This window comes from Streptosporangium oxazolinicum (assembly GCF_039537505.1).
Classification (GTDB): Bacteria; Actinomycetota; Actinomycetes; order Streptosporangiales; family Streptosporangiaceae; genus Streptosporangium; species Streptosporangium oxazolinicum.
Window position 1 is genome coordinate 79,524 of sequence record NZ_BAABAQ010000007.1, and the last position, 14,538, is coordinate 94,061.

Annotated in this window: 6 protein-coding genes and 1 riboswitch; of the genes, 5 read left to right on the forward strand and 1 reads right to left on the reverse strand. The window is 70.8% G+C overall.

The genetic code is table 11. The features are described from left to right. On the reverse strand, positions 1 to 1,605 hold the full coding sequence (locus tag ABD817_RS19980; protein WP_344919530.1) for a phospholipase D family protein: 1,605 nt from the start codon (positions 1,603 to 1,605) through the stop codon (positions 1 to 3). Positions 1,606 to 2,035: 430 nt separating this feature from the next. On the opposite strand from ABD817_RS19980, the gene ABD817_RS19985 reads away from it, so the two are divergent. From ABD817_RS19985 to ABD817_RS20005, 5 genes are all read left to right on the forward strand, one after another. Next, the gene (locus ABD817_RS19985) at positions 2,036 to 4,894 is read left to right on the forward strand and encodes a carbohydrate-binding protein (RefSeq protein WP_344919531.1); all 2,859 of its coding nucleotides are present in this window, start codon (positions 2,036 to 2,038) and stop codon (positions 4,892 to 4,894) included. A gap of 66 nt (positions 4,895 to 4,960) precedes the next feature. Then, positions 4,961 to 6,124, forward strand: a complete 1,164-nt coding sequence (locus ABD817_RS19990) for a ThuA domain-containing protein (RefSeq protein WP_344919532.1) — start codon at positions 4,961 to 4,963, stop codon at positions 6,122 to 6,124. Positions 6,125 to 6,323: 199 nt separating this feature from the next. After that, a riboswitch (S-adenosyl-L-homocysteine riboswitch) is annotated at positions 6,324 to 6,399 on the forward strand. A 14-nt stretch (positions 6,400 to 6,413) separates the two neighbouring features. Further along, positions 6,414 to 10,112, forward strand: coding sequence for a methionine synthase (gene metH / locus ABD817_RS19995; RefSeq protein WP_344919533.1), 3,699 nt, complete (start codon positions 6,414 to 6,416; stop codon positions 10,110 to 10,112). A gap of 472 nt (positions 10,113 to 10,584) precedes the next feature. After that, the gene (locus tag ABD817_RS20000; RefSeq protein ID WP_344919534.1) at positions 10,585 to 12,888 is read left to right on the forward strand and encodes a polysaccharide lyase 8 family protein; all 2,304 of its coding nucleotides are present in this window, start codon (positions 10,585 to 10,587) and stop codon (positions 12,886 to 12,888) included. A gap of 396 nt (positions 12,889 to 13,284) precedes the next feature. Next, positions 13,285 to 14,406 (forward strand): lytic polysaccharide monooxygenase auxiliary activity family 9 protein, encoded by a 1,122-nt coding sequence (locus ABD817_RS20005; protein WP_344919535.1) that lies wholly within the window; start codon positions 13,285 to 13,287, stop codon positions 14,404 to 14,406. The last annotated feature ends 132 nt before the right edge of the window (positions 14,407 to 14,538 follow it).

Genomic DNA, 14,538 nt, shown 5'->3' on the forward strand with positions numbered 1-14,538 from the left:
TCAGTAGTTCCCGGCGCGGCGCATGGCGCGGGGGCGGCCGTCGGGGTCGCAGAGGAGCCGGTAGAACGGGGTGGCCCAGGCGGCGGTCCACGGGGACATCCGCGGCACCTCGTACGTGCGGAGCCGTCCGGGCGGGCGGGGACCCCGGCGGCCCCCGGCGTACCAGCGTTCGAGCTCCGCCGCCGAGGAGGCGAAGGCGTCGAAGAAGGAGGCGGGGTCGAGCAGGTCCGCGTCGGAGCCCCCGTGCCGGTCGAGGTGCTCGCGGGCGAGGGTGAGCCGCAGGTCCCTGGGCAGGCGGCGGGCGCCGTCGCCGAGCCCCGCGGGGTCGAGGGGTTCGCGGCCGTCGGGGGTCTCGTCGAGCACCGCGCAGGTCAGCTCGGAGTCGTAGGTCCAGGAGCGCCGGTTGAAGTTGTCGGAGCCGATGGTCGACCACACGTCGTCGATGACGCAGACCTTGGCGTGGACGTACACCGGGGTGCCCTCCCGGTTCTCGACCCCGTAGACCGCGACCCGGTCGCCGCCCGCGCGCTTCAGCACGTCCAGCGCCTGGTTGCGGCCCAGGATCTGCGGGACACCGCTGATCAGGCCGTCCTGGTCGGGGTGGAGCGGCAGGACACTGATCATCCTCAGTTCCGGGTTGGCCTTCAGCGCCTCGGCGAAGGACTCGGCGACCTGGGGTGACCACAGGTACTGGTCCTCGATGTAGATCAGGCTGCGGGCGCGGCGCAGGGCCTTGAGGTAGCCGCGGGCGACGCTGCGCTCCCCGTCCGGCGCGAAGGAGTAGCGGGTCCTGCGGTGGGCGTAGGTCCGCAGGAGCTGTACGGCGTGCGGGCCGCAGGCGGGCGGGTCGGGCGGCTGCGGGGGCAGTGGGTCCGGCCGGGTGTCCTCGCGGCGGACCAGGTCGGCGACGCGGTGCACGGGGTTGCGGGTCAGCGGCTGGGGGTCCTCCCAGCGCTCCCTGAAGACGGTCTCGACGTCGCCGACGGCCGGTCCCTGGATGGCGGCCTGCACGTCGTGCCAGGGCGGCCGGTCGCCGTACACCTTGGCCATGGGCGCGGCCTGCGCGTCGCCCTCGTGGGAGGAGTCGTCGCGGCGGCTCCAGCACAGGTCGATGCCGCCGACGAACGCGATGTCGCGCCGGGGGTCGTCGCGGTGGCGCAGCACCACGAGCTTCTGGTGGTGCGAGCCGCCGGGAGGGACGCGCATGTCGCGCAGGCACTCGCCGCCCGCCGCCTCGATGACATCCCCCAGGTGGCGGTTCTCCTCCGCGCTGAAGAAGAGCTTGTCCCAGTGCGAACGCCACAGGAGGCCCTTGACCACGACGCCGCGCCGGGCGGCCTCGGCGAACACGTCGGCGACCTCCGTGCCGGGGCCGTCCAGCCGCTCCCCGGGGTCGCCGCGCCAGTCGGTGAACATCAGCAGGTCCCCCGAGCGCAGCTCGCGGACGCGGGCGAGCAGCTCGGTGAAGTAGGGCGCGCCGTGCGGTATGGGCCGCACGGCGTTGCCGTGCGACCAGGCGGTCCCGCCGTCGCGCCGGGTGTCGATCCGGGACGCCGGGTTGCCGCGCTCCTCGCGGTCGAGAAACCAGTTGTCTTCGAACACCATGCCCGATCTACCCGATTTTTGCATGTTTTCACCCTGAGGGCAGGACGATCACCGATCCGGCTCCCGGGCTCCGCTCCCGTCCCCCGGACCCCGAACGCGGGAGGGCGGCACTCCCGGCGCTCCCGCATCAGGGGACTGACCTGGGAAGCTCTGACAGGGGGTTTACACGAAGTTGCTTGCGTGTTAAAAATCTGTAACTCGCACATCGAGTCGCGAAAAAACCAGACTGTTAGTTCTCGCAGCACTGCTGGTTCTCACAGTTCTGTTCCCGGAGACGGCACCCTCCGGGACGCGCGCATCACCGCACCATCGCACCACCGCACGAACGAACCCGTATACACCGGCAGCGCGTGACAGCGTTGCCGGCGGCATAAGCGCGGCGGCGCGCGCCTTGCCTGACTGACCCCCCCAAGTCAGGAAAGGACCCTCAATGTCCCCACGCCCTCGGCCGTGGGCCAGGCTGCTGACCGCAGCCCTGCTCATCACCACCGGCGCCGCGGCCACCGGCCCGACGGCCTCCGCGGCCACCGGGTCGGCCACCGGCGCGGTGGCCCGCGCGATGGTCGACATCCCGGCCTCCGACTACCAGCAGGTCTCCCTCGCCTCCGGCCCGAGCGAGCTCGGCGAGGCAATGTCGCTGACGGTGCTGCCCGACAGGTCGATCCTGCACACGGCGCGCGACGGCACAATCCGCCGTACGACCGCCGCCGGAGCCACCGCGACCGCCGGAAAGCTCGACGTCTACACGCATGACGAGGAGGGGCTGCAGGGCATCGCGATCGACCCTGCCTTCGCCACCAACCGCTTCGTGTACGTGTACTACTCGCCGAAGCTGAACACCCCCGGCGGTGACGCGCCCACCAGCGGCAGCGCGGCGACCTTCGAGCAGTGGAAGGGACACCTGAACCTGTCCCGGTTCACCCTCAAGGCCGACAACACCCTGGACATGGCCAGTGAGAAGGTCGTGCTTCAGGTGCAGAACGACCGTGGCCAGTGCTGCCACGTGGGTGGTGACATCGACTTCGACGCGGCCGGGAACCTGTACCTGACCACGGGCGATGACACCAACCCGTTCGAGTCGAACTCGTACACGCCCATCGACGAGCGCACCGACCGCAACCCGCAGTTCGACGCCCAGCGCTCCTCGGGCAACACCAACGACCTGCGCGGCAAGGTGCTCCGCATCAAGCCCCAGGCCGACGGGACCTACACGATCCCGGCCGGCAACATGTTCGCCCCGGGCACGGCCAGGACCCGTCCCGAGATCTACGCGATGGGCTTCCGCAACCCGTTCCGCATGAGCGTCGACAAGGCCACCGGCATCGTCTACCTGGGCGACTACGGCCCGGACGCCGGCGGCGCCAACGCCAGCCGAGGCCCCGGCGGCCAGGTGGAGTTCAACCGCATCACGGCCCCCGGCAACTACGGCTGGCCGTACTGCACCGGCACCAACACCACGGCCGAGACCTACAACGAGTACACCTTCCCGTCCGGACCGTCCCAGGCCAAGTACAACTGCGCCGGCGGCCCGACGAACAACTCGTTCCGCAACACGGGCCTGCCCACCCTGCCCGCGGCCAAGCCGAGCTGGATCCGCTACGGCGGCGAGGCCGGTTCCCCGCCGGAGTTCGGTGGCGGCTCCGAGTCGCCGATGGGCGGCCCGGTCTACCGCTACGACGCGGCCCTGAACTCGGCCATCAAGTTCCCCGCCTCGCTCAACGGCCGCTTCTTCGCCGCCGAGTACGGCCGCCGCTGGATCAAGGCCATCGAGGTCACCGGCAGCGGGGCGCCCGGCACCATCGACGCCTTCCCGTGGACCGGAACCCAGGTCATGGACCTGACCTTCGGCCCCGACGGTGCCCTGTACGTGCTCGACTACGGCACCAACTCCGGCAACCAGGCGCTGTTCCGCGTCGAGTACATCGGGGGCAGCAACCGCAACCCGATCGCCAAGGCCGCCGCGAACAAGACCTCCGGTCCCGCTCCGCTGGCCGTCAACTTCTCCTCGGCCGGAAGCTCCGACCCCGAGGGCAGCGCGCTGACCTACTCGTGGAACTTCGGCAACGGAGCCACCTCCACCGCGGCCAACCCCACCTACACCTACACGGCCAACGGCACCTACACCGTCACGCTGACCGTGAGGGACTCGGGCGGGCTGACCGGTACGGCCAACGTGACCATCACGGTCGGCAACACCGCGCCCACGGTGAACCTCGCCCAGCCCGTCAACGGGCAGCTGTTCTCCTTCGGTGACACGGTGCCCTTCCAGGTCACCGTGAGCGACCCCGAGGACGGGACCATCGACTGCACCAAGGTCAAGGTCACCTACCTCCTCGGCCACGACAGCCACTCGCACGAGATCACCAGCAAGAACGGCTGTTCGGGAAGCATCGCGGTCCCGACCGACGGTGAGCACGACACCGCCGCCAACATCTACGGTGTCTTCATCGCCAGCTACACCGACAAGGGCGGCCTGACCAGCCAGAGCACGCGCACCCTGCAGCCTCGCCACCGCCAGGCCGAGCACTTCGGTGCCCAGTCGGGCATCCAGGTCGCCGAGCACGGCACCGCCGAGGGCGCCAAGACCGCCGGGTTCGTCGACAACGGCGACTGGATCTCCTTCACGCCGTACGCGGTCGGCAACGCGACCTCCATCACCGCCCGCGTCTCCTCCGGCGGTGTCGGCGGAACGCTCGAGGTGAGGGCCGGGTCGGCCACCGGCACGCTGCTCGGTACGGTCACCGTGCCGGTCACCGGCGGCTGGGACGTCTTCCGGGAGGTCTCGGCCAACCTGAGCAACGCGCCCTCGGGCACCACCACGCTGTTCCTCGTCTTCAAGGGAGTGACGGGTCAGGGCAACCTCTTCGACCTCGACGCCTTCACCCTGAACACCGGCGGGGGCGGCACCAGCACGACGGTCGAGGGGGAGGCCTACACCTCCAACTTCGGCGTGCAGCCGGCCGGCCACACCGGGGCGAGCGGCGGCACCACCATGGGGTACATCGACAACGGCGACTGGGCCGGCTACTCCACGCTGACCGCGCAGGGGGCGAAGACCTTCAGCGCCCGCGTCTCCTCGGGCGGTCCCGGCGGCACCATCCAGATCCGCGCCGGTTCGCAGACCGGGACGGTGCTCGGCTCGGTGGCCGTACCGAACACCGGTAGCTGGGACACCTTCCAGAACGTCACCACCAACCTCACCGGGACGGGCTCAGGGTCGATCTTCCTGACCTTCACCGGCGGCTCCGGCGCCCTGCTGGACGTCGACACCCTCACCATCACCAAGTAGTGACGGATCCCCGGCGCGGTGGCCTCCCACCGCGCCGGGGATCTTTACGCATACGAAAGGACAGCGATGCGTAGTCTCATCGCACGCGGGCTGGCGACGGTCGCGACGGCCACCCTGGCGGCCGCGACCGTGCTCGTCCCGGCGGCCCAGGCCGCCGCGGCCCCGTACGAGGTGCTGGTCTTCTCCAAGACGGCCGGGTTCCGCCACGACTCCATCCCGACCGGCATCCAGGCCATCCGGGACCTGGGCGCGGCCAACGGCTTCACCGTCACCGCGACCGAGGACGCCAACGCCTTCAGCGCGGCCAACCTGGCCACGTACGAGGCCGTGATCTTCCTCAGCACCACCGGCGACGTTCTCAACGCCACCCAGCAGACCGCCTTCCAGAACTACGTCAACGGCGGCGGCGGCTACCTCGGCGTCCACGCGGCGGCCGACACCGAGTACGACTGGGCCTACTACGGCCAGCTCGTCGGCGCCTGGTTCAGCGGCCACCCCGCGATCCAGCAGGCCACCGTCAAGACCGAGGACAACACGCACCCGGCCACCTCGCACCTCGGCGCCACCTGGAGCCGCAGCGACGAGTGGTACAACTACCGCACCAACCCCCGCTCCACCGCGCGCGTCCTGCAGTCCCTCGACGAGAGCACCTACAGCGGCGGCACCATGAACGGTGACCACCCCATCACCTGGTGCCACCCGCAGGGTTCCGGCCGCTCCTTCTACACGGGCCTGGGCCACACCATCCAGTCCTACGCCGAACCGGCCTTCCGCAGCCTGCTCCTCGGCGGCATCAGGTACGCGGCGGGACAGGTCGCGGCCGACTGCAGCCCGAGGACCGGCGGCGGTTCCACCACGGTCGAGGGGGAGGCCTACACCTCCAACTTCGGCGTGCAGCCGGCCGGCCACGGCACGGCCAGCGGCGGCAGGACGGTGGGCTACATCGACAACGGCGACTGGGCCGGGTACGCGTCGGTGAACGCCTCCGGGGCGAAGACCTTCAGCGCCCGCGTCTCCTCGGCGGGTGCCGGTGGCACCATCCGGGTCCGCGCCGGTTCGCAGACCGGGACGGTGCTCGGCACGGTGACCGTGCCGAACACCGGTAGCTGGGACACCTTCAGGACCGTCTCCACCAACCTCACCGCGACAGGGTCGGGCCCGATATTCCTGACCTTCAGCGGCGGCTCGGGCTCGCTGTTCGACGTGGACACCTTCACCATCACCAGATAGTGATCACCAGGTAGTGCCCGGCGGGACGCCGGAGGCCGCGCTCCTCACGGGGCGCGGCCTTTGGCGTCTCCCACCCGGGGGAGTGATCTCGATGAGGGCGCGCGGCGTGGCGACCCACCGCCGTACCGAGAACGTGAGACTTTTCTAGACTTATGACCGATGTTTGGCGTCTTGTTACCACGCTCGGTATCCTTGATCCAAGGCCGAGAGGCGCTGCGACGGACCCCGGTCCGCCACGCTCGGCCTGGATCTTCCACCAAGGGCGCCTCCCACGACGGGAGGTGGACCGATGAACGGATCCCTGGGGCACGACGACGAGCAGGCCCGGCACGCGCCCGGCGGCGCGCGTCCCGCGGACGGCACGCCGGGAGCCGACGACCGCTCGCGGGCCCTGCGAGAGCTGCTGGGACAGCGGATCCTGGTGCTCGACGGAGCCTGGGGCACGATGCTGCAGGGCGCCTCGCTCACCCCGGCCGACTACCGCGGCGACCGCTTCCTCGACCACCCGCGCGACGTGACCGGCGACCCGGACCTGCTGAACCTGACGCGTCCCGACGTCATCCTGGACATCCACCGGCAGTACCTCGCGGCCGGCGCGGACATCACCACCACCAACACCTTCACCGCCACGAGCATCGGCCAGGCCGACTACGGGCTGGAGTCGCTGGTGCGGGAGATGAACGTGCGGGCCGCGCAGCTGGCCCGCCAGGCCGCCGACGAGGCGGGCGGGCGGTTCGTGGCCGGTTCGATCGGCCCGCTGAACGTCACGCTGTCGCTGTCGCCGCGCGTCGAGGACCCCGCCTACCGGGCGGTGTCGTTCGACGAGGTCCGCGCCGCGTACGCCGAGCAGATCAGCGCGCTGGCCGAGGGCGGGGTCGACCTGCTGCTGATCGAGACGATCTTCGACACGCTCAACGCGAAGGCCGCGATCGCCGCCGCCCGCGAGGTCGCCCCGCACCTGCCCCTGTGGATCTCGGTGACGATCGTCGACCTGAGCGGGCGCACGCTGTCGGGGCAGACCGTCGAGGCGTTCTGGAGCGCGATCCGGCACGCCGAGCCGCTCGTGGTCGGCGTGAACTGCTCGCTGGGCGCCGAGGAGATGCGCCCGCACGTCGCCGAGCTGGCGCGGCTCGCCGGTACCTACACCGCCTGCCACCCCAACGCGGGCCTGCCCAACGCGTTCGGTGGCTACGACCAGACCGCGGAGGAGACGGCGGCGCTGCTCGACGAGTTCGCCAGGGCGGGCATGGTCAACGTCGTCGGCGGCTGCTGCGGGACCTCGCCGGCGCACATCGAGCGGATCGCGGCCGCGGTGTCCGGCCTCCCGCCCCGCCAGGTCGCGGAACCGGCGGCCCGTACCCGTTTCAGCGGCCTGGAGCCCTTCGAGATCGGCCCGGACACCGGCTTCGTCATGATCGGCGAGCGCACCAACGTCACCGGCTCGGCGCGCTTCCGGCGCCTGATCGAGGGCGGCGACCACCAGGCGGCCGTCGACGTCGCGCTGGAGCAGGTACGCGGCGGGGCCAACCTGCTCGACGTCAACATGGACGCCGACCTGCTCGACAGCGAGCGGGCCATGACCACCTTCCTGAACCTGATCGCGACCGAGCCGGAGGTCGCCCGCATCCCGGTCATGATCGACAGCTCGCGGTGGAGCGTGCTGGAGGCCGGGCTCAAGTGCGTGCAGGGCAAGGGCGTCGTCAACTCGATCAGCCTCAAGGAGGGCGAGGAGGCGTTCCTGGAGCAGGCGCGGATCATCCGCGACTACGGCGCCGGTGTGGTGGTGATGGCCTTCGACGAGCAGGGGCAGGCCGACACCGTCGAGCGCAAGGTGTCGATCTGCGCCCGCGCCTACGACCTGCTGACCCAGCGGGCCGGGTTCGCCGCCGAGGACATCGTGTTCGACCCCAACGTGCTCGCGGTCGCCACCGGCATCAGCGAGCACAACGGCTACGCGAAGGCGTTCATCGAGGCGCTGCCGCTGATCAAGCAGCGCTGCCCGGGAGCGCTGACCAGCGGCGGCATCTCCAACCTGTCGTTCTCCTTCCGCGGCAACGACGTCGTGCGCGAGGCGATGCACTCGGCGTTCCTGCTGCACGCGGTGCGCGCCGGGCTGGACATGGGCATCGTCAACGCGGGACAGCTCGCGGTCTACCAGGACATCCCCGCCGACCTGCTCGAACTCGTCGAAGACGTGATCTTCGACCGGCGCGACGACGCCACCGACCGGCTCGTCGCCTTCGCCGAGACCGTGAGCGGCTCCGGCACGCGCCGCGTCGTGGACCTGGCCTGGCGCGACGCCCCGGTCGAGGAGCGCCTGTCGTACGCCCTCGTGCACGGCATCGTCGACTTCATCGAGGACGACACCGAGGAGGCCCGGCAGCAGCGGGCACGCCCCCTGGAGGTGATCGAGGGGCCGCTCATGGACGGGATGAAGGTCGTGGGCGACCTGTTCGGGTCGGGGAAGATGTTCCTGCCGCAGGTCGTCAAGAGCGCGCGGGTGATGAAGCGCTCGGTCGCCTACCTGGAGCCCTACATGGAGGCGGAGAAGGAGCAGGCGCGGCTGGAGGGACGCCTCGACACCGGCCGGGGCCAGGGGAAGGTGGTGCTCGCCACCGTCAAGGGCGACGTACACGACATCGGCAAGAACATCGTGGGCGTCGTCCTCGGCTGCAACAACTACGAGGTCGTCGACCTCGGGGTGATGGTCCCCGCCTCGGTCATCCTGGACACCGCGGTCGCCGAGGGCGCCGACGTCATCGGGCTCTCCGGGCTGATCACCCCGTCGCTGGACGAGATGGTCACCGTCGCCGCGGAGATGCAGCGCCGGGGGCTGAAACTGCCCCTGCTGGTCGGCGGCGCCACGACCTCGCGTCAGCACACCGCGGTCCGCATCGCCCCCGCCTACGACAACCCCACGGTCCACGTGCTCGACGCCTCCCGCGTCGTCGGCGTCGTCTCCGACCTGCTGGACGACGACCGCTCCCAGGTGCTGGAGGAGAGCAACCGCGCCGACCAGGAGCGCCTGCGCGAACAGTACGCGAGCAAGCAGCGCACCCCGCTGCTCGCCGTCGCCCAGGCCCGCGCGAACCCCGAGAAGGTCTCCTTCGAGGACCTGCCGGTCCCCGGCTTCACCGGCGTCCGCGTCGTGGAGCCGGACCTGGAGACCCTCCGGGCGATGATCGACTGGCAGTTCCTCTTCCTGGCCTGGGAGCTGAAGGGCAAGTACCCGGCCATCCTGGACCAGCCGGTGGCCCGCGAGCTCTTCGACGACGCCAACGCGATGCTCGACCAGATCATCGCCGAGGGGAGTTTCCAGGCCAAGGGCGCCTACGCGTACTGGCCCGCTCACTCCGAGGGCGACGACATCGTGATCGACAGTCCCGGCGCGGGGCTCAGGCTGCCGATGCTGCGCCAGCAGACGGCCAAGCCCGAGGGACGGCCCAACCGGTCCCTCGCCGACTACGTGGCTCCGGCCGGAGACCACCTGGGCGGGTTCGCCGTGGCCGTGCACGGCGCCGAGGACCTCGCGGCACGCTACGAGGCCCAGAACGACGACTACCGGTCGATCATGGTGAAGGCCCTCGCCGACCGCCTGGCCGAGGCGTTCGCCGAGTACATCCACCTGGAGGCGCGGCGGGGCTGGTACGAGCCCGACGCCGACCCCCTCATCGAGGACCTGCACGCCGAACGCTTCCGCGGCATCCGCCCCGCGCTCGGCTACCCCGCGAGCCCCGACCACAGCGAGAAGCAGGAGCTGTTCGACCTGCTGGACGCCGACCGGCTCGGCATGGGCCTGACCGAGTCCTTCGCGATGACCCCGGCCGCCAGCGTGAGCGGGCTGCTCTTCGCCCACGAGTCGTCGCGGTACTTCACCGTGGGACGCCTCGGCAGGGACCAGGTCGAGGACTACGCGCGGCGCCGGGGCCTCGACCTCGCGGAAGTCGAGCGCTGGCTGCGCCCCAACCTCGCCTACGACCCCGAGTGATCTGAACCGTCGGCCGGTGCCGTGGGGCGTTCACGGCCCCGGCCGACGGGATTCACCTCCAAAGCCACTTGAGCCGTACAAGGGCGGCCGAGTTCCGCGACCACGAACTCGCCGTCTGACGACCACGCCGGGTCCGACATCGAGAGAGTGGGAAGTACCGCTCGCCTCGGTGTGGACCCGGGCTCCCGCGTCATCAGCCGGTGATCGACGATCACGTTGACGTACATGTGCGCGCGCTGTTCGTCGGTGTTCCCGAAGGTTCGGTGTTCCCGGAGATTTCGGTGTTCCCGGAGGTGAGGAACGCCCCCGGCAGGCCCGGCACACCGGGTCCTTCATGGCCATCCACATCAGGTCGGTGCGCGGCGTGTTCCCGGCGACGTTCGTACGCCCCACCGTCACCGGAAGTGAACAGCCCCCTCACATGTCGCCCTATGATCTTTTTTGATATTGCCCCATTGCCGGAAGAGTCTTCATGCCCCACCCCCTCAGCCGGCGGTCCGCCCTGCTGGGCGCCGCGACAGTGGCCGGTCTCGCCCTGTGGGACAGGCCGGCCGAGGCGGTCGGCGCCGCCACGTTCGACGTCGCGCGTGAGCGGTGGGTGAGCCTGCTGGCCGGTGGGCCGGACGACTCCGTTCATACCGACAGGGCTTATACCGACAGGGCGCGGGCGCTCGAGGGTTCGGCCAACGCGGTGCTGCGTAAGCTGAAGCCCGCCGCCGGTCGCCCGAGCCTGTGGCCCGACCTGCCGCTGTCGGACCACCGGACGGGTAACTTCAACCGCTCCTACAACCGCATGCGCACACTGGCGCTGGCCTGGGCCACGCCGGGCACCGTCATGCATCGGGACCGCCAGGTCGCCGAGACCGCTGTCAGGGCGCTGGACTTCCTCTACGAGCACGCCTACCACGAAGGGCTCGACCGGCGGGGCAGCAACTGGTTCTGGTGGGAGATCGGCGTCCCCCGCGCGCTGACCGACACCTGCGCCCTGCTGTACGACGGCCTGCCCTCAGGCCGCCTCGAGCGCTGGTTGCGTCCCCTGCGTCGCTGGTGCCCTGACCCGGAGCGCCGTGTCAGTCACCCCGGCGTCGTCGAGACCGGCGCCAACCGCGCGGGCAAGGCCATGGCGGTGGCGATGCGCGGAGTGCTCACCCACGACGCGCGCCTCGTCAGGCGGGCCAGGGACGCGGTCTCCGACCTGCTGCGGCCGACAAGGGGACCGGGCGACGGCTTCTACCGTGACGGATCGTTCATCCAGCACGACGTGTACCCCTACACCGGCAGCTACGGGGTGGACTACCTGGAGAGCGTGGCCAAGCTGATCGCCATGCTCGCCGGGTCACCGTGGGAGATCACCGGCATCGGCAACGTCTACGACCTCGTGGATCGCTCGTTCGTGCCGTTCGTCTTCGACGGGCTGATGATGGACTGCGTACGCGGCCGGCAGATCTCGGTGCAGGGCCACCGTGACCACCACTCGGGACACAAGGCGGTCGAGGCCGTCCTCACCCTGCTGGAAACGGCGCCCGAGCGCCATGCCCGGCGTTGGCGACCGCTGGTCAAAGGCTGGCTCACCCGCAACCAGGCCACCCCCTACGGCGCGTTCGCACCGCCGGCGAGCATCGCGAGGGCCACGGCCCTGCTGGCCGACCCGTCGGTGCCGGTCGGCCCGCGCACGACGGGCACGTACGTCTTCGCCGACATGGACCGGGTCGTGCACCGCCGCCCCACCTGGGCGTACGCGATCGCGATGAGCTCGGAGCGCATCGGCGCGGCCGAGGCCATCAACCGGGAGAACCTGCACGGCTGGTACACCGGCGACGGCATGACGTACCTCTACACCGGCGACCTCACCCACTGGAACGACGACCTGTGGCCCACGATCGACCCGTACCGGCTGCCGGGCACGACGGTCGACACCCGCAGGCGCGCCGATCTTCCGCACGACCACCGGCGCCTGCCCCCCACCCCGTGGGCGGGCGGCGTGGCACTCGACGGCGAGTACGGCGTGGCGGCCATGAGGCTGATCGCCGGTGGCTCCTCGCTGCGGGCCAGGAAGGCGTGGTTCCTGCTCGACGACGCGGTGATCGCCCTCGGCACCGGCATCACCGCCTCCGACGGCCGCCGTGTCGAGACCGTCGTGGAGAACCGCAACACCCACGACCGGCACCCACCGCTGACCCGGGGCGACGGCTGGATCCACCTGTCCGGTGTGGCCGGCTACGCGCTGCTCGACGGCGCCGACGCGAAGGTGATCCGTAAGGAGCGCACCGGCCGCTGGCGCGACATCGACAAGGGCGCCACCACCGGTGGCGACACATCCCCTGTCACCAGGCACTACACGACGATCCTCATCGACCACGGCGTCGATCCCCGCAAGGCGCGCTACGCCTACGCCGTACTGCCTGACGCCTCCATAACGCAGATGGAGGCTTATGAGGGGCGGATCGAGATCCTCGCCAACTCCGCGGCGGTGCAGGCCATCTCGCGCGACGGTGTGATCGCCGCCGTCTTCTGGCGTGCGGGGACCGTCGAGACCGCGGATGGGCCGCTTACCGTCGACGGCTCCTGCACGCTGCTGGTCCGCCGCGCCGGCGAGCGGGTACGGCTCGCGGTGTCCGACCCGTCCAGGACCGTCGACGAGGTGAGGATCACGTTGCCCTGGCCGGTGAAATCGATCAAGGAGGGCGACCGCAGCGTGCACAGGGTCAGGACCGCGCTCAAGGTGGAAGTGGGTGGCAGCCGCGGGCACGCCCACACCGCGGAGGTACGCGTCTGACTCCGGGAACCGCTCGTCGAGACCCGCGATCCGGTGTTTCCGGCGACCGGTACCCCTCGAACGTGAGGCTCCACGCCTCACCGCCTTCGACGACCGCACGTCTCCGGTCAGGCCTGACCCGAGCGATGTGACGCACCCGGGAGGACAGCCGTGCGGCGGGTCGCCCCTCGGTTCCGTCGGAGGCCGCCCTCGGGAAAAACCGTTCGGAAATGAACCTTTCATCCGTTTTGTGGCGTATGGCCAGCTCCGGGCCGGTCGCCCTTCGAGAGCCGTGGACCGTTGTTGCCGCCGCATGCGGATTGGGCGACGGTGGGGACCCCCTGGCGTGCGGACTCCGTCCTCACCCGGCGCGCCAGGACCCGTCCCCCCGGCACTCGAAAAGGAGACCTGTACCCGATGAGGTCACGTACGCTCCGACTCCCGCGCGACCGGTCCCACACGTCCGGTGTCGCGTCCCTCCACCGGATCCCGGTCTGGCGGATGGTCGTCGCGGCGCTGGTCGCGGTCGCGACCGCGTTCGCGCTCACCACCGTGACGGCGGCCCCCGCCGCCGCGCACGGCTCGATCAGCGACCCGCCCTCGCGCAACTACGGCTGCTGGCAGCGCTGGGGGAGCGACTTCCAGAACCCGGCAATGGCCCAGCAGGACCCCATGTGCTGGCAGGCCTGGCAGAACAACACCAACGCGATGTGGAACTGGAACGGGCTGTTCCGCGAGGGCGTCGGCGGCAACCACCAGGCCGCGATCCCCGACGGGCAGCTGTGCAGCGGCGGCCTGACCGAGGGGGGCCGCTACGCCTCCATGGACGTGCCGGGCGCGTGGAAGACCGTGGACCGTCCCGCCAGGTTCACGATGAACCTGCTGGACCAGGCCTCGCACGGCGCCGACTACATCCGCGTCTACGCCACCAAACAGGGCTTCAACCCCAAGACCCAGAAGCCGAGGTGGAGCGACCTGGAACTGGTCGGCCAGACCGGCAGGGTGCCCACCGGCACCACCACGCCCATCGAGGTGAACGCGCCCGGCCGTACCGGCCACCACATCGTCTACACCGTCTGGCAGGCGAGCCACCTCGACCAGTCCTACTACTTCTGCAGCGACGTCAACTTCACCGGCGGCACGAACCCCAACCCCACCCCGACCCCCACTCCGACGCCGACCCCCACCCCGACCCCCACGCCCACCCCGACCCCCACGCCCACCCCGACCCCGACCCCGGTCCCGGGCGGCTGCTCGGCCACCTACCGCGTCACCTCCCAGTGGTCCGGCGGCTTCCAGGCCGACGTGAGCGTGACCGCGGGCTCCAGGGCGATCACCGGCTGGACGGTGAACTGGACCTTCGCGGGCGGTGAGCGGGTCAGCTCGGCGTGGAACGCGACCGTGACCGCCAGCGGGTCCGCGGTCAGCGCCCGCAACGTCGCCCACAACGGCTCACTGGGCGCCGGCGCCGCGGCCACCTTCGGATTCATCGGCTCCGGCACCAGCGGCACCCCCACCCTCACCTGCACGGCGACCTGATCCCCTCCCGAGGGGGACGCGCGATCCGGCCCGCCACCTTCCGGTGACGGGCCGGCTCCCGGCACCGAGCCGGCCCGCGCCCCCTGGCGGGCCGGCCGGTTTCTCACGACCGTTTTCCGGAACCGCTCCCGG